This window comes from Prochlorococcus sp. ALOHA_ZT_50, from assembly GCF_022447305.1.
Classification (GTDB): domain Bacteria; phylum Cyanobacteriota; class Cyanobacteriia; order PCC-6307; family Cyanobiaceae; genus Prochlorococcus_A.
Window position 1 is genome coordinate 1 of record NZ_JAKVCI010000016.1, and the last position, 18,944, is coordinate 18,944.

Consider the following 18,944-nt stretch of genomic DNA (forward strand, 5'->3'; position numbering starts at 1 on the left):
CAGTAATAGCAGCTATCCCTTCTGAAAAAACTACAATTATATCTACAATATATTTTGCTTATAAAGCAATTGGAAATCAAACTTTTGTGATTGATTTAAATCCAAAAAGTTTTGTTGAAATGATTGCTCCTGCCAGAACATTTGGTTTTAAAGATCAATTTCAAGAGTTAAGTGAACTTGGATTAATAAAAGGTGGAAGTTTGGAAAATGCCCTTGTTTGTGACGGTGATAAATGGGTTAATCCACCATTAAGATTTGATAATGAACCAATAAGACATAAAATTTTAGACCTAATTGGGGACTTGGCTTTGGTAGGGTTACCTAAGGCTCAAATTTTAGTTTATAAAGGATCACATTCTTTAAATGCTTTATTGGCCTCATCGCTAAAAAATTAACTTTATCTTTAATTGTTTTGGAAAAGAAATTATCCAGTGAAAATAATCAACTTTCCTCTGAGCACATACTAGGTTTATTACCTCACAGATATCCTTTTGCTCTTGTGGACAAAGTTATAGAGAATATTCCTGGGGAGAGAGCTGTTGCAGTAAAAAATGTAACTATAAATGAGCCTCAATTTCAGGGACATTTTCCTGAGAGACCCTTGATGCCTGGGGTTCTTATTGTTGAATCAATGGCTCAAGTTGGTGGAATAATTGTAACGCAAATGCCCGATCTTCCTAAAGGACTTTTCGTCTTTGCTGGAATCAATAATGTTAAATTCAGAAAACCAGTTGTGCCTGGAGATCAATTGATAATTTCTTGTGAGTTATTGTCTATTAAAAGACAAAGATTTGGGAAGGTTAAAGGTGAGGCGCATGTTGATGGGAAGTTGGTTTGTGCTGGAGAATTAATGTTTTCATTAGTTGATTAGGGATATGGATCATAAAAATACTGAATTAAACTCAAGCTTTAGTGGTGTAAAAGTTCACCCAAATGCTTTTGTTGATCCAAGTGCCGAATTACATGATGGGGTTATTATCTCTCAAGGAGCTATTGTCGGTCCTGATGTGACTATCGGGAAAGGAACCGAAATAGGACCGAATGCTGTTATTTCAGGAAGAACTCAAATTGGTATTAACAATAAAGTTTTCCCAAGTGTTTTTATAGGTCTTGATCCCCAGGACCTTAAATATAAAGGGGCCCATACTGAAGTAATTATTGGAGATAATAATACTTTCAGAGAATGTGTAACTATTAATAAGGCAACTGATGAGGGCGAAAAAACAATTATTGGAAATAATAATTTGTTGATGGCTTACACTCATATCGGCCATAATTGTGAACTTGGTAATAGGATAGTTTTATCAAATAGTGTTCAAGTTGCAGGCCATGTAAAGATTGAAGATAAAGCTATTATTGGCGGTTGTTTAGGTATTCATCAGTTTGTACATATTGGATATTTAGCAATGATTGGAGGGATGACTAGAGTAGATAGAGATGTACCTCCTTTTTGTTTGGCCGAAGGGCATCCAGGAAGATTGAGAGGTTTAAATAGGATTGGAATTAAGAGAAGTGGTTTAATGGAAAATAAAGATTTTGACTTAAAATTACTTCAAAGTACTTGGAATCTACTTTTTAAATCTAATGATGCGATTTCAAATTCATTAGAAAAAGTAATGAAAGGAGAATTAGATATTTCATCTTCAAAATTATGTAATTTCTTAAAAGAGTCAATATCTAAAGAAAGACGAGGACCAATGCCTATAGTGAATTTATGAATAAAAAGATATTTATAAGTACTGGAGAAGTCTCTGGAGATTTGCACGGAAGTTTGTTATCAAAAGCATTATTAGATGAAGCTAAAAAAAAATCTATAGATTTAGAAATTTGCGGATTAGGTGGGGAAAGGATGAAGAAAGAAGGTGTAAAAATTCTTCAAGATACTACATCAATTAGTGCAATAGGAATTTGGGAGGCTTTACCTCTTATTATTCCAACAATAAGAATTCAAAAAAGGTTCTATAAATTACTAAAAAAATATCCTCCAGATTGCTTAATTTTGATTGACTATATGGGTCCCAATATAAAAATTGGTACTAAATTAAAAAGATCGAAGACTAAAATTCCAATTTTTTACTATATTGCTCCTCAAGAGTGGGCTTGGAGGGTTGGCAATAATACTACAACAAATCTAATAAAATTTTCTGATAAAATTTTTGCGATTTTCAAGAAAGAAGCAGCATTTTATAAAAAGAGGGGCGGAAATGTTTTGTGGGTTGGACATCCAATGATTGATTTGACAAAAAAACTTCCTCTAAAGAAAGATGCCAGAACTATTTTAAACCTTCGCCCAGATCAAAACATCATACTTTTAATGCCCGCATCAAGACCTCAAGAATTGCGATATATATTACCTACTTTTATGAAATCGGCTAAAAAATTACAACAAAAATATCCAAGTTTGGTTGTCTATATTCCCTCCTGTCGGGATGCTTTTGATGAAATATTCAAAAAAGCCTTTAGAAAATATCAAGTTAAAGGACTTGTGATTTCTCAAAAAGATAGTGCAAAATTAAAGCCTTATATTTATTCGCTTACTAAAATTGCTCTTTGTAAATCTGGGACAGTTAATATGGAATTAGCTTTATATGGAATCCCACAGATTGTTGGTTATAGAGTAAGTAGGGTAACTGCTTTTATTGCTAAAAAAATTCTCAATTTCAAAGTAAGATTTATTTCCCCTGTAAATTTGTTAGTTAATAAATTAATAATCCCTGAGTTTGTACAAAAGGAGTTTGATGAAAAGAAAATTTTCTATAAATCTTGTAGGATTCTTGAGGGAAAGTCAGAAAAAATAAAAATTAAAAAAGGTTATGCTTTTTTAAAAAAAGAATTAGGAGAAGAGGGCGTAGTCCAGAGAGCTGCTAAAGAGATTATTAATTCTATTATTTGAACTTTATAATAAAAAAATGAAATATTTTTTACCTTTAATAATTGCTCTTTCAATGTTTATCAACCCTGTAAACGCTTTTGCAGAGGAATTGATTCTTGCAGGAGGTTGTTTTTGGTGTTTAGAACATGATTTAGAGTCATTAAAGGGGATAAATTTTGTACAAAGTGGCTATTCAGGTGGAGATTTACAAAATCCTACCTACGAAAATCATGAAGGACATCAGGAAGTGGTTTTGGTGGACTATGATTCCCAATTGGTAACTTTACCCGAGATACTTAGGCTCTATTTTAGAAATATTGATCCTCTAGACGGCAAGGGTCAATTTTGTGATCGTGGAGATTCTTATAGGCCAGTGATCTTTTTCAAAGATGAAACTGAGGAAAGTGATGCAAAAAATGCAATTCTTTCGGCCTCTAATGAATTGCGAGTGCCATTAGAAAAAATATCTGTAGAACTAAAATCAAAAGGTAAATTTTGGTTGGCTGAAGAATATCATCAGGATTTTGCTGAGAGAAATGAATTAAAATATAAGTTCTATAGATTCTCATGTGGGAGAGATCAGAGATTGGATAAATTATGGGGGGATAACGCTAGATCAATAAATCTTTGGACTGAATGATTTTAAATATAGTTATTTATTTTTAATCCATTGAACAAGAGTTTTAACTCCAAAACCGGTTGCACCTGATGGATTAATCCCCTTATTCTTATCAGTCCAACAAGTCCCAGCAATATCAATATGAGCCCATTTAATCTCTTTATCAAAGAATTCCTCTAAAAACAAAGCAGCAGTTATTGACCCACCTGCTCTAGGACCTGTATTTTTCATGTCAGCTATATGAGACTTTAACCCTTCTTTATAAGATTTTTGTAAAGGCATTTGCCATAATTCTTCTCCAGACTGGGCTGATGCAGCTTTTAGGTCATTTGCTAGATCATCATTATTGCTCCAGAATCCAGCTACATCATTCCCTAATGCAACAACAATAGCTCCTGTTAAAGTGGCGAGATCTATTATTGAATCCGGTTTTAAATTTGATGCGTAAGTTAAAGCATCAGCTAATGTGAGTCTACCCTCTGCATCAGTGTTATTTATTTCAATTGTCTTACCATTAGATGCTTTAACTACATCTCCAGGATGTACTGCAGATCCATTTATCATGTTTTCGCAAGATGCCACAATAAAATGAATTTCTAATCCCTTTGGTTTTATTGCTCCAAGTGCTTTTGCTGCTCCTAAAACTGCAGCGCTTCCGCCCATATCATATTTCATCATTTCAATTTGAGAGGCTCCTACTTTCAGGTTGTATCCTCCAGAATCAAAGGTTAAACCCTTCCCAACAAGCGCAATCTTTTCTTTTATAGGCCCCTCTGACTTTAAAGTAAGATGTATAAATTTAGGATCTAGATCAGAACCTTTTGCTACAGCTAAATATGCACCCATTCCTAAATCTTCACAATCTTTTGCCTCTAAAATTTTTACTTCCAAACCATGATCTTTAGCTATTTGAGAAGCTTGTATAGACATTTCCTGAGGAGTAAGGCTATTTGGAGGGGCGGCTACAAGTCTTCTTGCTAGTTCTACACCTTCACATATTTGTGCTGTCTCTTCAAAGCTAATATTCTCAAATTTTTTTAAATTCAAAAACTCTATTTCTTTAAGAACTTTCTTTTCATCTTTTTTCTTATTGAATCTATTGTCCTTATAGGCAGATAATCTGGCTGACTCTGCTAATTGATTTATTTCTAGTTGTGAATTTATTAATTCCCAAGGTAGCAAGATGCTGATTTTTTCATTTTTATCAACAGTTTTCCTAACTAGATTTCCTATAGAGTTTTCTATATCACTTTTATTTAGGTCTTTTGATTTGCCAAGACCAACTATGATTAAAGTTTCTAATTTTTGATCTAAAAATTCAAAGCTTAAAGTTTTTCCTTTTTCTCCTTTAAATTTTTTTTGAGTAACTTTTTTTAGTAATAATTTTGGGTCAATAACAAATTTTATGTTTTCAAGTTGGCTTGCAATTTCTTCCTCTAAAACTCCAAAAATTAATGAAGCACCTTGCCAGTTATCTAGATTTTTTTGGAATGTGGAAAATTGCATTTGTAAAATGGATTTAATTAACTTTTAGTTGTTTGTGAAAGTAGTTGCCCACCTATCTCGAGTTTCTTTATTAAAAGGTGGTAACCATAAATATATCAGTTGCTGTTCTAATTTACGTCTTAATTTTACTTCTTTAGGTACATCTAAGAAGAAACGAATATCTTGGTGACTTGAGAGTTTGTTATGAGCTAGGGCTTCTTTATAGTTCATGAGGTAATTTTTACAGTCATGTTCTCCCTTCCATCTTTTATTTGCTGAATTTGTTTCTCCTATATAAAGGATTATTTTAGAACTCTCCATCGAGTCAATTACAAAATACATTGCTGGCCCATTGTGTATATATTGATTGGTTCTCCAAAAGTTCAATGATAATGGCTGCAAGGAAAACGGATCAATTTTTCTTTCATTGGAAATTGTATTTATAGGAAGACTTGTTTGGTGCAAAGTTTTATTGTGAGTATCTTTTGAAATTTTGAATTGGTGATTATATATTCTATTTCTCCATTCAGTTAGGATTTCGCCTTTGATTTTTAGATTATTTGAGTGTTGAAAATTAATTGATGTATTTACATTTGAACCAAATAATTCAAATTGTCTATTTTGGTTTGAAATATTATTTACGTTAAATTTTTCCAATATTTATGAAACATGTCTACTAAATTTAATTCTGAAAAAATATAAATCAAAGAATTATTTATAAACTAAAATTTATTAATGTTCTAATCAATTTAAAAGATTCTTGTTATCTTGTAATTGAGCCTTAATCTTGCGAAGTAAAAAAATAGAAATGGGATTCTTTGAGTCAGACATCGTTCAAGAAGAAGCTAAAAAGCTTTTTACAGATTACCAAGAACTTATGAAACTTGGCTCTGATTATGGAAAATTTGACAGAGAAGGGAAAAAAATGTTTATAAAAAAAATGGAATCTCTTATGGATCGTTATAAGGTTTTTATGAAGAGATTTGAATTGTCTGAAGATTTTCAAGCAAAAATGACAGTAGAACAATTAAAGACACAGTTAAGTCAATTTGGGATTACTCCTGATCAAATGTTCGATCAAATGAATAAAACCTTAATAAGAATGAAGGATGAACTTGATAAAACTTCTTAAATTTAACTGTTAAAGCTTCATGTCAGATAATTTAATATTGCCATCATGGCTGTCAAGAGGAATAGAAGAATATTTTCCAATTAAGGGAACAGATCAAACCTTTTCGGAGATAATTGATCATGCGAAAAAAAATAATAAAAAATTAAGGGTTAAACTCGGCATCGATCCAACTGGAACCGATATTCATCTTGGGCACAGCATATTGTTTAAAAAACTTAGGGCATTCCAAGATAATGGACATATTGCAGTTTTAATTATTGGGGATTTTACTGCTCAAATTGGAGATCCAACCGGAAAAAACAAAACAAGAGTTCAGTTATCGGAAAAACAAGTTAAGGATAATGCAAAAACATACTTAACCCAACTAGGGATGGGAAAGCCAGCCAATGAATCTATTTTAGATTTTGATTCAAAAGATAGAATAGAAATTAGATATAACAGTGAATGGTTAAAAGGATTAAATCTTAATTCGATAATTGAATTAATGGGGAGTGCAACAGTTAGTCAAATGCTAGCTAAGGAGGAATTTAATAAAAGGTACACTTCGCAAGTTCCAATTGCTTTGCATGAATTCTTATATCCACTATTACAAGGTTACGATTCGGTAGTTGTTCAATCAGATATTGAGCTTGGAGGTACAGATCAGAAATTTAATATTGCAATAGGAAGAGATCTTCAAAGGCATTTTAAACAAGACCCTCAATTTGGTGTTCTGCTGCCAATTTTGACAGGTTTAGATGGAATTAAGAAGATGAGTAAATCTGAATTTAACACCGTCGGTTTAACTGAAGATCCTCTTTCAATGTATTCAAAATTAGAAAAAGTACCCGATAATATAATACCCACCTATTTTGAATTACTTACTGAATTAGATTTAAGTTTTCTTGAAAACTCAAATCCTCGTGAATTACAGAGAAGAATGGCTTTAGAAGTTACTACTTTATTCCATGGGGCTGAAGAAGCATTAAAGGCGCAATCAAACTGCGAAAAATTATTCCTTGGACACAAAGAAAAAGTTGGAGAAATTCCAGAGATTTCTTTAAAAGAAGTAGTTTTTCCAGTAAAGTTTTTCTACTTATTAAGTGCTCTAAAACTTTTCAAATCTAGCAGCGAATCCAAAAGATCTATTAAAGGTGGGGGTGTAAAAATTGATAGTCAGAAAGTAATAAATCCTGATTTAGTTTTTAATTCAAAAAATGATTTGGAAGGAAAAATTTTGCAAATTGGAAAAAAAATAATTAAGAGGTTTGAAAACTGAAAATTGATGAATAACAGATTTAATTCAGAAGATAAAATAATATTGGCAATTGATGGATTAGATGTAAGTCAAGCAAAATTACTTTTGGAAAAATGTCCTAATATTAAGTGGGTTAAAGTTGGTTTAGAACTTTTTGTTAGGGAAGGTCCAAGAGTTATTGAAATATTAAAAGGTTTAAATAAAAAAATTTTTTTAGACTTAAAATTTCATGATATTCCAAATACCATGCGTGCAGCATGTTTCCAAGTTTCAAAATTAGGGGTTGATATAATTTCTATTCATGCTTCAGCAGGTTTAAAAGCTCTTAAGGATTCGAAAAAAGCATCTTTAGAAGGAGCCACCTCAGTCAGTGTAAAACCTCCATTGGTTGTAGGAATAACTGTTTTAACAAGCTTTTCTCTTAAAGATTTTCAAACTGATCTTGATAGAAATAATTCAATTGAAGAAAATGTATTGAGACTTGCAAAGTTGTCTTTTGATGCCGGATTAGATGGATGTGTTTGTTCCCCTTGGGAGGTAAAAATGTTGAGATCTATTTATAAGGATAATTTTGAACTTATTACACCAGGTATCAGATTAAATATTGACAATAAAGATGATCAAAATAGAATTATGACTCCCTATGAAGCTATAGATAATGGCGCTTCTAAGTTAGTCATTGGCAGATCAATTTCAAAAGCTATAGATCCTAATAAAGCTCTAATAGAAATATTTAAATCTATTGATTCTGATTAATTTTGGATTCTTCTCCCTTAAGCAATCTTGTTATGTTTGTTCTATGTTTCCAGATTACTAATAATGCCACAATTAAACTTATAAAAAAATATGAGTGCATAAATTTACCTAGGTAAAAAAACATAAAAATAGGAAGTAAGATTGCAGCTGAAATACTGGATAAAGAAACAAATTTAGTTTTTGTTAGGACTATTAAAAAAATGCCAAGAGATGCGAGTCCAACTTTCCAAGAAAGAGCTAAAAACATACCTAATCCAGTTGCAACAGCTTTCCCTCCTTTACCTCTAAGCCATATTGGCCAAATATGTCCTGAGATAGCGGATATCCCTGCTATAACTTCTATTAATCCTTGATCTGTGTAATATTGAGCAATTTTTACTGCAATAAGGCCTTTCCCAACGTCAATGATAAATACAAAAAGTGCTGGCCATTTCCCAACATTTCTTAAGACATTTGTGGCACCTGTAGATCCAGAACCTATAGTTCTTAGATCTATATTTTTGAGATATTTTCCAATTAAAAAACCTGTCGGAAGTGATCCTAAAAGATAACTTGCAAAAATTATTAAGATATTCATAAAGCTTAGTTTAGTTCAAGATCATCGTAAATTTCATTATCTGAACCAGCAAATGCAACCCATAATGGGAATTGAAGTATTGGAATTTCAACAGAGGTTTCTGCTGCATCAATGATAATAAATGGCAATTCTTCATTCGCTTCTAATCTATCAGCTCTCTCGATGACACCTTCAGGCCTTTCAAAAAGAACAATCCCACTATTAGGTCCAAAGTCATCCCTTGTTAGACCAAGTGAATCTTGAAGAATTCTTCTCCATTCACCTAATCGTTCAGGCTGCGAAGCTAAAATAAGAGTCTGAAATTGATCTCCATATAATTCGCCAAGAATAGATATTAAGCCAGCTGATAACAAGGCATTTTTTTGTCGAGATCCTCTACTTTCAAGAGAACCTCTTCCGCCCATGTTAAAGAACCAATCATCCATAATTTCTATATCTGATGAATCAAGACTCCGTCTTAATTTCCAAGGTTCTGCATAAAAGTCAGGTTGTTCTGTGAAACTTGAAAAGCAACTTTTTATAATCTCTTCATCTGGCTTAAATGTCTCGGAAAGAGCAGGAACATTAACTACATTATTTGTGCTATTGTCTTGCTTTTTCTCATCAAGGGGAGAAGGCTTTACGATTATTGGTTGAGAAACTAATTCAAGTTTCTCTACGTTTTGTGAAAGATTCTGCAAAGCTCCAGTTAAGTACTCTTGAAAGCCTTTAACTCTTTTAGCAATATTATCTGACTGTCCTTTAAAATTAGACTCAATATCTTTTTCTATTTCATTTTTTTTTGTTTCTAACTCTTTTATTTCTTTAACTAAAGAATCTTTTTTTGAAAAGAGATCTCTAAAAATTTCATTAGAAATTTCATCAAAAGATTTAGTTGATTTATCGTTTTTCGGTGTAATTTTTTTATTTTGAGTTGTATTTTTCTTACTAATTTGTTTTGTTTTATCATCTGAAATTGACTTATCTATTTTTAATTCCTTTTCAGGATTATTGTCGGAAATTTCTGTATTGGTCATTTAAATAATTTTGATGATTAGGCAAAGTCTGAATTTTAAGAATTTTTAATTTCCAGGGAGTCAACTTTTTTTATGAGCTCATCTTTTAATTGCTTTGGATTAAATAAAATTGGTAATAAATGAGGACTGGACTTTTCTCTAAAATAAAAAATACCTGGGATTATAGGGAAAAAGAATTTCCATGATATCCAGTTCTTGAATGGAAAAGTTCTAATCTCTTTCCCTAATTGTAAAACGATAAAATCATCATTTGTTATTTTTATTCTTAAGGTGAATGACTGAAGTAATAAAAAAAAGCTAAAAGAAGCAAAAACTATTGTTGGCAAAGAACCAATATTCAAAAACAAAAGCATAAAACTTAAAACTATTAGAATGATTGGCAACTGAAATGATGGAGATATTATTACTGGTTCCTCTTTTTTTGATTTAGTGTTAAACATAGAATCATCCAAATAAAATTTGTGTTAGTAATACATCCATTAAAGATACAGTAACGAGAGTCATTACAACTGCACCTGTTGTACTTGTTCCAACTTCTTTTGGACCTCCTTTGGTTGTAAGTCCATATCCACAAGCAATGATTGAAATAAGTAATCCGAACACTACAGATTTTATTAACATTGAAGTTAAGTCTGCACTGGTTAAACTCACATTGCCTGATCTTACAGATGTCCAAAAAACTATTGGAGGAACTTTATAAAAAATTGTGCTCCAAATTTGTCCACTCCATAAAGCTACAGATAAAAACAAAAGACACTGTATTGGAGACATTATTACCATCGATAGTAACCTTGGGACTACCAAATATTGGACTGGTTCGGTCCTTAACATGGTTATTGCCTCAATTTGTTCTGTGACTTTCATAGTGCCCAGTTGAGCAGCATAGGCAGTTGCAACCTTTCCAGTCATTAAAGTAGCAGTTAGAAGAGGAGCCATTTCTCTTGCCATGCCTACTGCTAATAAACCTCCAATTTCACTTGAAACCCCCATACTTGTAAGTTGTGATGCAACTTGAATATTAAAAACTGTACCTGCGGCAATTCCTGTAATTAATACAATTAATAAACTGCCAGGACCTGACTCCATAAGTTGGTCAAAGAGATCATTTTTGGAAATTTTACCCTTAAAGATAAAATTAATTGCTTGCCCGCCAATGATTAAGCTGCTTAGAAGTCTTTTGAAAAAATTAAGGTAATACATATCTTTATATTAGTTTGTAATTAATTTTCGATCCCATTTTCTCATGATTAAAAGACCAATTATTACCAATATTGAGGGTATAAAACCAATACATAATCTAATAGTTAATTGTGCTGAGTAGCATTGTTCAATAATATTTAGACCATCTTTATCAACAAAGCATGATTGATAACCTGATAAATACAATAAAAATCCTAATAATTGAACACTAAACGCGATACCAATCTTCTGAATAAGTACCATCCAAGCAGTATATAATCCTGCTGGTTTCTCTGGGTCTTCGTCTATTGCATCAGGAAGTAGTGACCAAGGGATAAGAAAAGCGGTTGAAGCTCCAATGCCAATAAGACAGATTATGAAAATTAAAAGAATGAACAGAAATATGTTGCTGGCATTTAGGAATAAACTATCTCCAACTCCTGAAATTTTTGATAATGAAGGTAAAAATAAAGCTGCTGTACATGAAATAATCCACATAATCGCTCCATAGTTTAAAGCTGAAATCCTGTTCAATTTATTTGATACTCTGGTCCATATTTGTAAACCCACTAAAGCGCTAATTTGGAAAGGTATCGGGATCCACTTCGCAATATATGTTGGTACATTCAGTACATCCTCTACATAGATTAACGCTACTGTTTGCATTAATTGTAAGGCGCACCAGAGAAGAATATAAAGCGTAATAACTTTTAGAAATTTTTTATTTCTGAAGATCCTTTTGAATTGAAGTGTTATAGCTTCAACTTTTCCTGAAGGCCTTCTTGCTTTTTTTGCGAATGGAGCTAATCCCCAACAAGAAATTAATGTTGCAGCAACTGCAATACATCCGCTTATTTTACCCATTAAAAAATATTCATTATTTGCTGATCCTTCGGAACCTAATACAACTCCAGCAATTATTAAACCAGTTAGTCCTGCAATTATTGAGCCAGTAAATCTAGATGCGTTTAGTCTTGTTCTTATTGCTGTTTTTTCAGAAATTTCAGTAGATAGAGCTGCAAAAGGAAGATTAATACTTGTATAAGCAGTCATTACGATTATAGAAATTATGGCATAGTAAATAGTCTTGGTTAGCACGGAACCAGTGGGTGTCCACCATATCGCAGCTAAAGAGAAACCAAGAGGAACAGATGCTGCTACCATCCAAGGGATTCTAGGCCCCCATCTTGATTTAGTACGATCACTTAACCATCCAATTAACGGATCATTTACTGCATCCCATATCTTTATTAACATTAATAATGAACCTGCAATTATTACTGGTAAACCAGCAGAAATAAAGAATTTGAAAAGAAAAAAACCAAATTGTGTCGCGACTAAACCTGTGCCTGCATCTCCTAGCCCATAAGAGAACATTAATCTTGTTGTTGATCTAGAAATATTTTTTTTCGAGTGTGAATTTTCCAATCTTTTTACTTTGTTTATTGTTTGATAATGTATTATTGCAATGGTAATTCTATTACTTAATGCGGGCGTGGTTTAGTGGTAAAACCTCAGCCTTCCAAGCTGAAGATGCGGGTTCGATTCCCGCCGCCCGCTTTTAGAATAAATTATTTTTTGCCCCAAATACTTCTTCTGAAATGATTAGTAAAGAGCTTCTACTCTTTATTGAAACAGATTTTTCATTAATAGTTAAGGGTTCAAAAATCTCAGACATGCTAGTGTCAATAACTTTTAACCAATTATATTTACATTTCGGCAAGGGGAAATCGATACTTTTTGAATATGCATTTAAACCTATCCAAACCAGCGGACTAGTATTGTCTTTGTTAATGCTAAAGGCAACTGTGTGAGACCAACTACTCCAATCGGGGCTATCTAACTTTGTTCCATGCCAATGATATGTTGGAATATTTTCATTGGTTTGATTATTAGGGAAGAATGATGGATTGAAAATGTTTATTAGTTTTTTTCGGATTTTTATAACGTATTTAAAATATTCTAATAATTCCAAATCTTGTTGACCATGTTCCCAATTCATCCAGCCCAATAAATTATTTTGGCACCAAGAATTATTGTTCCCGCCTTGTGATCTTCCTATCTCATCACCCATAAGTATCATTGGAACACCTTTAGAGATAAGTAAACTAAGAATAAGATTTTTTTGTTGTCTTTTTCTTAAATCATTGATTAATAAGTTCGTAGTTGGTCCCTCAGTACCATGATTCCAAGAATTGTTATGGTTATCTCCATCTCTATTTTGTTCTCTATTGGCAAAATTATGTTTTCTATTGAAAGTTACTAAGTCTTTTAGAGTGAATCCATCATGTGAAGTAATAAAATTTATCGACTTTGGAAAAATATTATCTTCTTTATAAATAGATGGCGTCCCTTTTATTTTATCGCTCATATTCCAAGCTGTATCTTTATCCCCCTTCCAAAATCTCCTCAAGTCATCTCTAAAATGACCATTCCAAGTGAAAGTATTCTTAGATGGGAAATCACCTAATTTATATAAACCGCCACAATCCCATGGCTCACTTATGAACTTGATATCGATAAGTTCTGGTTCACATTCTATATCTTCAAAAATTGGAGGATTATCAAGCGGTGAAAGATTTTCTCCTCTTGATAGGGCAATTCCTAAATCAAATCTAAAACCATCAACTCCTAATTCACTCGCCCAACATTTTAATGATTCAATTATTAGTTTTCTAACTAATCCTCTGTTTGCTGCAATAGTATTACCACATCCGGAGACGTCCTGATAATTTTTATCTTTTCCAATAAAGTAATAAAGATTTTCATCTATACCTTTCCAAGATATTGCTGGCCCTTTTGAATCACCTTCGGAAGTGTGATTGTATACAACATCTAAGATGACTTCAATGTCTGCTTTATGACATTCCTCTACAAATCTTCTAAATTCCTCTCTATTCTTTTCGGCGGATTCATTCGAAAGATATTCAAAATGCGGAGTAAACCAATTAATTGGACTATATCCCCAAAAATTTTTTAGACCATTTGGGGCATCAGTAGGATCAAAACAAAAAATTGGAAGTAATTCAATTGTTGTAATACCCAGTTCTTTGAGATACGGAATTTTTTTTAAAAATTTCTTAAAACAACTTTCATCTTTATCAGTTGATTCAGTGAAAGCTTTGATATGGAGTTCATAAATAATTGTTTCTTCCCAAGAATGTTTCGGTCTTGGATAATCCTTAAAATTAAATAATTTTCTATCGCAAACAACGCTTTTAAGACAAGAATTAGTATTTTCTTGCGTTTTTAATGCATTTTCTCTTTTATAACTTCCCCATCCGGTAATACCCCTTGAACATGGATCAAGTAATACTTTTTTTTCATAGTTATTATTAATTTCATTATTTTTTTGTTTTACTCTAAAAGCATAAATACAACCTTCATCTAGATTTTTTATTTCCGCATGCCAGTAAGGACCTTTATTATGAGTCTGATCTAATTTGAATATGCTTTTTGGGGAAATAGAGTCCTCTTTCTCAAACAATAAGATTTCTACATATTCTGCATTTGTGGCTACTAAGGAAAAATTAATCCCTTGTGAAGTTAGAGAACTCCCTAAAGGAAATGGTTTACCTTTATTGAGATGAATCACTTTCTCTTTATCATTGATTAGTTAAATATTGAGATAATTTATTTAAATTACTGATATTTGAATAATAGATGCAAAATTTAAAAAAAAACTCAAATTTAAGGCTTCACTAATCAACTTTATTAGATCTTGGAGAGTATTAATTTTCTAATTAATTACAATTTCTTCATCCATCTGCTCAGTGCATAAAACGATTTATAGAGAAAGTTTAATAATGAGAAAACTAGATTTTTCTTGATTTCAAAATACAAATTGTGTTTTTTCATGTGATGAGAAGGAAATATATCTGAAAATTAATAAAACATAATAAATAGCTCAAATTCTTAAATTCACCCCCCTTTGACATTTTTCCCCTTTGCTAAATGTAGTTAGATTTTTAATGCTAAATCTAGTGCCACCAATGCTTTTTGCTGTTCTCTAAATGAAGAGGCTATTTTTTATAAATGAAAAAGCGCGGTTATAAGAAATAAATAATGTTGCTAAAAATGTCCCTAAAATTTGTATAAAGCTTTGCGCCGCCGGCATTTTCGGTTGCCGTATTTGTATTTGCTCCATATGATGTGAAAGTTCGAGGTTTAAACTCGATTTAAATCTTTTTTTAACCCCTAGCTTTAATTTAAATTTCAATGAACAAAGCTGATTTAGTAAATCTTGTTGCAGCTCGTACAGAGCTCACAAAAACGGATGTTTCTTTAGTTGTTGATGCAGCTATTGAAACTATTGTTGATTCAGTAGTGGAAGGCAAAAAAGTCTCTTTACTAGGATTTGGTTCTTTTGAACCAAGAGATCGTTCTGCAAGACAGGGATTAAACCCTAAGACAGGCGAAAAAATAGCAATACCCGCTAAAAGAGTTCCAACATTCTCTGCAGGTAAACTTTTTAAGGATAGAGTTCAAGGGTAATTTTTTTAATCTATTTCTTCCTTTAATAACAAGGTGCTCTTTTAGGGCATCTTTTTTTTTAAATCGCAAAAAGATGCAATTAGCTCAATGCCCAATACTCTTAACGAGGTATCCAAAATTTTGAAATCTTAAGAAGTAATGAAATGTTTAACTATTTTATTCCTTAAATTTTTGTTGTTATCTAATTTTGTTATGGCTGAAACAATACCAACAAAGTCTAAGATTTTAAAACAATCTAGTGATTGTTTTAAAGATTCTCGAACCCAAATATGTAAAGAATTAGTTTCTGAAATAGAAAAACTTCAATTAGTAGTATTTGACCAAAATAGATTCAAATGTCAATCAAGTTTATTGGGGCTGCAAACGGAAATTATTGAAGCTTATTTTTTTAATAATTTCTCAAATGAGAGAATTTCATTAATGATCCCATATGTGATTAAAAATTGTTAATTATTAAAATAATTTATTTTTTTGGAATATTATAAATTTGTTATTTAATTTGTAATGGTAAAAGGTTTTTCTGATAATGAAGTTAAGAATAATACTCAAAATACTCAAATAAAAGAAAAAAAAGGCTTAGCTGGTTTTCTTAAAGGCAAGAAATTTACTTACACTTTGCCAGGCAAAAAACAAATAAATATTTTTGGATCAATAGTAATAGGCTTAAATATGATTTTAGTATTGCTAGTCATCCTGTATTTAAAGAATCAAGAATTCCATGACTTTGTATTTAATGTTGGACGTTAGCTATATTTTTAGATCGAAAGATTTTATTAGATGATATATTTAAATTTTAGAATATCTTATGAAGGTAGTTAATTTAGTTTCTCAAGTATTTTTTTTGTTGATAACTGTTCTATTTTTGATATATTTTCTAACAGGTTATGACTCTGCTTTTGAGGCAGACCAAAATTGTCATTCATATCTTTCAAGTTACGATAACCCATCTGGAAATTATGGTTGTGATCATGATACTGAGACACATCAGTGGATACTTTACGAGTCCAATGAAAGTAAAGAACCAGCAAAAATTATTAAGAAATTTAGGTACAAGTTTTTATAAATCAATTTTCTTATAAAAAAACTTTGCAGATATAATAGAAATAATCGCTGTAACTGTGAAAGTAAGATATTGATATATGCTTCCTTCTAAGTAGATTTTATTTTTATATAGAGGAAAATCGACTAAAGATCCTATAGTACCCCAAATAATTACCCATACAGATATGTATAAGAATACTTTTATTGGATTAGATTTTTTTGCTTCCATTTTTAATTAATACCAAAAATTGAAGAAGTAACAGGTCTGCCGCTAAAAACTAACTCGGTTAATATGAGCATTAAGAATCCGATCATTGCTGCTCTACCATTTACAAGTTCAGCACTGCTATTAAATCCAAAAACATTCTTTACTTCATCTCCCTGATTGTCTACCCATTTTGAGTATTCATTATCAGTTGATGATGTATTAGTAAAATCATCATTTTGATTTTCTATTGGAGAGCCGTTTTCTTGCATAGAATTTTTATGATTTATTCTAGTAATTTTAAAACTAATTTATTATTAAATTAAAGTTGAAATTATAAAAAAAATTAAGACAAAAATTATTATCCATAAAAATTGTAATCTCAAAATTAATTGACAAATTAATTTAATTTTCTCTCCAGTGCAATTATCTCCATTCGCATTGATCATTGGCTTTTCAATAATCTCATTTTTATATTTACTTTTTCCACCCAATTTTATACCAGAAATATAAGCAAATATAGCTTCTGAAATCCCAGCATTAGGCGAATCATATTTTTTACCATCAAGATAGCTTTTTTTTATGATTGATCCATACTCATTAATTTTGGGACTAACTAAAGGTAATGTGATTAAAACTAATCTTGAAGGAACAAACGTAAAAATATCTTCGATTTTTGCACTGAAAAAACCTAAATATCTAAAATAATCATATTTGTAACCTATCATTGAATCTAAAGTACTTATGGCTTTATAAGAAAAACCAAGTGATAAAGGCCCTGGCAGAAAAATTGAAAATTTCATAAAAAAAATTCCAATAAAAATCCAAAATAATGGCCCAAATATTCCATCAACAGAATTTTCGGTAAGACTCTCTGTACTTGATCTCAAAAGATGTTCTAAAGAAGATGAACTTACATCCCTACTTACTATCCTTTGTACCTTCTCTTTGATTATTCTCTTATTTTGGTCATTAATTTCTTCGCGTTCTATTAGCTCTGCAATCTCTTTCACACTTGAAATAAGTCCCTTAGTCGCAATACAACTTGAAAGTCCAAAAAAAATTAGCAATCCACCAAAAAAATTATTTCTTGATTGCACATAACTGAGTTCTATCAATTTACCTAAACCAAAACTCATTCCTATGGTGGATATAGCTACTATTAAACCTCCCCAAAACAATATATTTTTATTTTCCCCAAAATTATTTATGAGGTAATCAGATATTTTTTTTATGTAAAAGCCAATTACTTGAACAGGGTGGATTAAGAATCTTGGATCGCCGATCAATAAATCAAAACCAATCGATCCAAGAAATATTAAAAATAAATTTATTTCAGCCAACTGAACATCGAGCGCAGACCTTTACCTACTTTCTCAATTTCATGTTTTGAGTTCTCTTCTCTTAATTTTGTCATTAAGGGTTTGTTTTTATCGCATTCTTCCACAAAATTCTTAGCGAAAGTTCCATCTTGAATATCTTTTAGAATTTTCTGCATTTCTTTCTTTGTATCACTATTGATAAGTCTTTTACCACTTACATAATCTCCATATTCTGCAGTATTTGAAATGGAATCTCTCATTTGAGATAAGCCTCCCTTCACCATTAAATCAACAATAAGTTTAACTTCATGTAAGCATTCGAAGTAAGCAAGTTCGGGTTGATAACCTGCCTCAACAAGAGTTTCGAATCCTGATTTAACCAGTTCTGATAATCCTCCGCACAAAACCGCTTGTTCGCCAAATAAATCAGTTTCTGTTTCTTCTTTAAAGTTTGTTTCAAGAATCCCAGCTCTCGTTCCGCCAATCCCTTTAGCGTAAGCCATTGCCAATGATCTTGCACTTCCGGAAGAATCCTGCTCAACTGCAAACAGTGCTGGAACTCCTTGACCGTTCTGATATTCCCAACGAACAGTGTGTCCAGGTCCTTTTGGGGCAATCATTACAACATCCACAAAACTAGGAGGTTTGATAAGTCCGAATCTTATATTGAAGCCATGAGCAAAACTTAATATCTTTCCTTCTTTTAAGTTTGGTTCTATTTCTTTAAGGTAAACATCTTTCTGAAACTCATCGGGGAGGAGAATCATAATCCAGTCTGCTTTTTCGCAAGCTTCAGAAACGCTAAAGACTTGTAGACCATCGCTAATAGCTTTGCTTTCAGACTTACTTCCTTTATATAATCCAACAATTACATCCATACCGCTATCTTTAAGATTTAGGGCATGTGCATGACCTTGTGATCCATATCCAATAATCGCTATTGTTTTATTATTTAAAAGACTTAGATCTGCATCTGTGTCGTAAAAGAGTTGGGTCATTAGTTGTAGCT

24 protein-coding genes and 1 tRNA gene are annotated in these 18,944 nt (G+C 31.7%); 13 read left to right on the plus strand and 12 right to left on the minus strand.

Annotated elements, in window-relative coordinates:
* The 5 genes from MK115_RS05550 to msrA form a co-directional block, all read left to right on the plus strand.
* A partial coding sequence (locus MK115_RS05550; protein ID WP_287610084.1) for a UDP-3-O-acyl-N-acetylglucosamine deacetylase occupies window positions 1-395 on the plus strand: 395 nt, incomplete at its 5' end.
* 17 nt (window positions 396-412) lie between these two features.
* Window positions 413-871 (plus strand): 3-hydroxyacyl-ACP dehydratase FabZ, encoded by a 459-nt coding sequence (gene fabZ / locus MK115_RS05555; protein ID WP_287610086.1) that lies wholly within the window; start codon window positions 413-415, stop codon window positions 869-871.
* Between the two features lie 4 nt (window positions 872-875).
* On the plus strand, window positions 876-1,718 hold the full coding sequence (lpxA, locus tag MK115_RS05560; RefSeq protein WP_287610087.1) for an acyl-ACP--UDP-N-acetylglucosamine O-acyltransferase: 843 nt from the start codon (window positions 876-878) through the stop codon (window positions 1,716-1,718).
* The gene (lpxB, locus tag MK115_RS05565) at window positions 1,715-2,893 is read left to right on the plus strand and encodes a lipid-A-disaccharide synthase (protein WP_287610088.1); all 1,179 of its coding nucleotides are present in this window, start codon (window positions 1,715-1,717) and stop codon (window positions 2,891-2,893) included. The genes lpxA and lpxB overlap by 4 nt, the downstream gene beginning before the upstream one ends.
* A 16-nt stretch (window positions 2,894-2,909) precedes the next feature.
* Window positions 2,910-3,512 carry a peptide-methionine (S)-S-oxide reductase MsrA gene (gene msrA, locus MK115_RS05570; protein ID WP_287610090.1) on the plus strand — a complete coding sequence of 201 codons (603 nt, stop codon included), beginning with the start codon at window positions 2,910-2,912 and terminating at the stop codon, window positions 3,510-3,512.
* Between the two features lie 12 nt (window positions 3,513-3,524).
* Here msrA and MK115_RS05575 read toward each other — a convergent pair whose 3' ends face one another.
* Entirely contained in the window at window positions 3,525-4,997 is a 1,473-nt protein-coding gene (locus tag MK115_RS05575; RefSeq protein ID WP_287610092.1) for a leucyl aminopeptidase, read from the minus strand.
* 24 nt (window positions 4,998-5,021) lie between these two features.
* Window positions 5,022-5,633 carry a hypothetical protein gene (locus MK115_RS05580; protein ID WP_287610094.1) on the minus strand — a complete coding sequence of 204 codons (612 nt, stop codon included), beginning with the start codon at window positions 5,631-5,633 and terminating at the stop codon, window positions 5,022-5,024.
* A 151-nt stretch (window positions 5,634-5,784) separates the two neighbouring features.
* Between MK115_RS05580 and MK115_RS05585 the strand changes: the two genes are divergently transcribed.
* The 3 genes from MK115_RS05585 to pyrF are packed head-to-tail and all read left to right on the plus strand — an operon-like array spanning window position 5,785 to window position 8,101.
* Window positions 5,785-6,108 (plus strand): DUF1825 family protein, encoded by a 324-nt coding sequence (locus MK115_RS05585; RefSeq protein WP_002807348.1) that lies wholly within the window; start codon window positions 5,785-5,787, stop codon window positions 6,106-6,108.
* Window positions 6,109-6,127: 19 nt separating this feature from the next.
* On the plus strand, window positions 6,128-7,366 hold the full coding sequence (tyrS, locus tag MK115_RS05590) for a tyrosine--tRNA ligase (RefSeq protein ID WP_287610099.1): 1,239 nt from the start codon (window positions 6,128-6,130) through the stop codon (window positions 7,364-7,366).
* Window positions 7,367-7,372: 6 nt separating this feature from the next.
* Window positions 7,373-8,101 (plus strand): orotidine-5'-phosphate decarboxylase, encoded by a 729-nt coding sequence (pyrF, locus tag MK115_RS05595; protein ID WP_287610100.1) that lies wholly within the window; start codon window positions 7,373-7,375, stop codon window positions 8,099-8,101.
* On the opposite strand, the gene plsY is transcribed toward pyrF, so the two are convergent.
* From plsY to MK115_RS05620, 5 genes are read right to left on the minus strand one after another with little or no spacing between them, the layout of a single operon-like run.
* Complete coding sequence (gene plsY, locus MK115_RS05600; RefSeq protein ID WP_025968241.1) at window positions 8,085-8,678, minus strand: glycerol-3-phosphate 1-O-acyltransferase PlsY; 594 nt, start codon at window positions 8,676-8,678, stop codon at window positions 8,085-8,087. The two genes, pyrF and plsY, sit on opposite strands and share 17 nt — an antisense overlap.
* 5 nt (window positions 8,679-8,683) lie before the next feature.
* Window positions 8,684-9,694, minus strand: coding sequence for a DUF3086 domain-containing protein (locus MK115_RS05605; protein ID WP_287610103.1), 1,011 nt, complete (start codon window positions 9,692-9,694; stop codon window positions 8,684-8,686).
* Between the two features lie 35 nt (window positions 9,695-9,729).
* On the minus strand, window positions 9,730-10,134 hold the full coding sequence (locus MK115_RS05610; RefSeq protein WP_012008209.1) for a DUF3119 family protein: 405 nt from the start codon (window positions 10,132-10,134) through the stop codon (window positions 9,730-9,732).
* 4 nt (window positions 10,135-10,138) lie between these two features.
* A complete protein-coding gene (locus tag MK115_RS05615) occupies window positions 10,139-10,894 on the minus strand; it encodes an MlaE family ABC transporter permease (protein ID WP_025937520.1) in 756 nt (251 codons plus the stop codon).
* A 9-nt stretch (window positions 10,895-10,903) separates the two neighbouring features.
* A complete protein-coding gene (locus tag MK115_RS05620; protein WP_287610167.1) occupies window positions 10,904-12,250 on the minus strand; it encodes an MFS transporter in 1,347 nt (448 codons plus the stop codon).
* Window positions 12,251-12,362: 112 nt separating this feature from the next.
* Between MK115_RS05620 and MK115_RS05625 the strand changes: the two genes are divergently transcribed.
* A tRNA-Gly gene (locus tag MK115_RS05625) sits at window positions 12,363-12,433 on the plus strand.
* A 1-nt stretch (window position 12,434) separates the two neighbouring features.
* On the opposite strand, the gene MK115_RS05630 is transcribed toward MK115_RS05625, so the two are convergent.
* Window positions 12,435-14,468, minus strand: a complete 2,034-nt coding sequence (locus MK115_RS05630; protein ID WP_287610110.1) for a glycogen debranching protein — start codon at window positions 14,466-14,468, stop codon at window positions 12,435-12,437.
* 623 nt (window positions 14,469-15,091) lie between these two features.
* Between MK115_RS05630 and MK115_RS05635 the strand changes: the two genes are divergently transcribed.
* The 4 genes from MK115_RS05635 (at window position 15,092) to MK115_RS05650 (ending at window position 16,430) form a co-directional block, all read left to right on the plus strand.
* A complete protein-coding gene (locus MK115_RS05635; RefSeq protein WP_002806330.1) occupies window positions 15,092-15,367 on the plus strand; it encodes an HU family DNA-binding protein in 276 nt (91 codons plus the stop codon).
* A 192-nt stretch (window positions 15,368-15,559) separates the two neighbouring features.
* Window positions 15,560-15,817, plus strand: coding sequence for a hypothetical protein (locus MK115_RS05640; RefSeq protein ID WP_233485802.1), 258 nt, complete (start codon window positions 15,560-15,562; stop codon window positions 15,815-15,817).
* Between the two features lie 54 nt (window positions 15,818-15,871).
* Window positions 15,872-16,114: a hypothetical protein gene (locus MK115_RS05645; protein WP_287610115.1), complete on the plus strand. Its 243-nt coding sequence runs from the start codon at window positions 15,872-15,874 to the stop codon at window positions 16,112-16,114.
* Between the two features lie 58 nt (window positions 16,115-16,172).
* Window positions 16,173-16,430, plus strand: a complete 258-nt coding sequence (locus MK115_RS05650; protein WP_032524907.1) for a hypothetical protein — start codon at window positions 16,173-16,175, stop codon at window positions 16,428-16,430.
* Here MK115_RS05650 and MK115_RS05655 read toward each other — a convergent pair.
* The 4 genes from MK115_RS05655 to ilvC are packed head-to-tail and all read right to left on the minus strand — an operon-like array spanning window position 16,425 to window position 18,933.
* Window positions 16,425-16,637 (minus strand): hypothetical protein, encoded by a 213-nt coding sequence (locus MK115_RS05655; protein WP_079292620.1) that lies wholly within the window; start codon window positions 16,635-16,637, stop codon window positions 16,425-16,427. The genes MK115_RS05650 and MK115_RS05655 overlap by 6 nt on opposite strands.
* Window positions 16,638-16,639: 2 nt before the next feature.
* On the minus strand, window positions 16,640-16,885 hold the full coding sequence (locus MK115_RS05660; protein WP_162512697.1) for a chlorophyll a/b-binding protein: 246 nt from the start codon (window positions 16,883-16,885) through the stop codon (window positions 16,640-16,642).
* 45 nt (window positions 16,886-16,930) lie between these two features.
* A complete protein-coding gene (gene cbiB / locus MK115_RS05665; protein WP_287610120.1) occupies window positions 16,931-17,956 on the minus strand; it encodes an adenosylcobinamide-phosphate synthase CbiB in 1,026 nt (341 codons plus the stop codon).
* On the minus strand, window positions 17,944-18,933 hold the full coding sequence (gene ilvC / locus MK115_RS05670) for a ketol-acid reductoisomerase (protein WP_002807943.1): 990 nt from the start codon (window positions 18,931-18,933) through the stop codon (window positions 17,944-17,946). Before ilvC ends, cbiB begins: the two co-directional genes overlap by 13 nt.
* Between the last annotated feature and the right edge of the window lie 11 nt (window positions 18,934-18,944).

Bases quoted from the DNA above. Each gene is read 5' to 3' on its own strand.
- lpxA (WP_287610087.1), top strand. From the start codon at position 876: ATGGATCATAAAAATACTGAATTAAACTCAAGCTTTAGTGGTGTAAAA.
- lpxB (WP_287610088.1), top strand. From the start codon at position 1,715: ATGAATAAAAAGATATTTATAAGTACTGGAGAAGTCTCTGGAGATTTG.
- msrA (WP_287610090.1), top strand. From the start codon at position 2,910: ATGAAATATTTTTTACCTTTAATAATTGCTCTTTCAATGTTTATCAAC.
- MK115_RS05575 (WP_287610092.1), bottom strand. From the start codon at position 4,997: ATGCAATTTTCCACATTCCAAAAAAATCTAGATAACTGGCAAGGTGCT.
- MK115_RS05585 (WP_002807348.1), top strand. From the start codon at position 5,785: ATGGGATTCTTTGAGTCAGACATCGTTCAAGAAGAAGCTAAAAAGCTT.
- tyrS (WP_287610099.1), top strand. From the start codon at position 6,128: ATGTCAGATAATTTAATATTGCCATCATGGCTGTCAAGAGGAATAGAA.
- pyrF (WP_287610100.1), top strand. From the start codon at position 7,373: ATGAATAACAGATTTAATTCAGAAGATAAAATAATATTGGCAATTGAT.
- plsY (WP_025968241.1), bottom strand. From the start codon at position 8,678: ATGAATATCTTAATAATTTTTGCAAGTTATCTTTTAGGATCACTTCCG.
- MK115_RS05605 (WP_287610103.1), bottom strand. From the start codon at position 9,694: ATGACCAATACAGAAATTTCCGACAATAATCCTGAAAAGGAATTAAAA.
- MK115_RS05610 (WP_012008209.1), bottom strand. From the start codon at position 10,134: ATGTTTAACACTAAATCAAAAAAAGAGGAACCAGTAATAATATCTCCA.
- MK115_RS05615 (WP_025937520.1), bottom strand. From the start codon at position 10,894: ATGTATTACCTTAATTTTTTCAAAAGACTTCTAAGCAGCTTAATCATT.
- MK115_RS05620 (WP_287610167.1), bottom strand. From the start codon at position 12,250: ATGTTCTCTTATGGGCTAGGAGATGCAGGCACAGGTTTAGTCGCGACA.
- MK115_RS05635 (WP_002806330.1), top strand. From the start codon at position 15,092: ATGAACAAAGCTGATTTAGTAAATCTTGTTGCAGCTCGTACAGAGCTC.
- MK115_RS05640 (WP_233485802.1), top strand. From the start codon at position 15,560: ATGGCTGAAACAATACCAACAAAGTCTAAGATTTTAAAACAATCTAGT.
- MK115_RS05645 (WP_287610115.1), top strand. From the start codon at position 15,872: ATGGTAAAAGGTTTTTCTGATAATGAAGTTAAGAATAATACTCAAAAT.
- MK115_RS05650 (WP_032524907.1), top strand. From the start codon at position 16,173: ATGAAGGTAGTTAATTTAGTTTCTCAAGTATTTTTTTTGTTGATAACT.
- MK115_RS05655 (WP_079292620.1), bottom strand. From the start codon at position 16,637: ATGGAAGCAAAAAAATCTAATCCAATAAAAGTATTCTTATACATATCT.
- MK115_RS05660 (WP_162512697.1), bottom strand. From the start codon at position 16,885: ATGCAAGAAAACGGCTCTCCAATAGAAAATCAAAATGATGATTTTACT.
- ilvC (WP_002807943.1), bottom strand. From the start codon at position 18,933: ATGACCCAACTCTTTTACGACACAGATGCAGATCTAAGTCTTTTAAAT.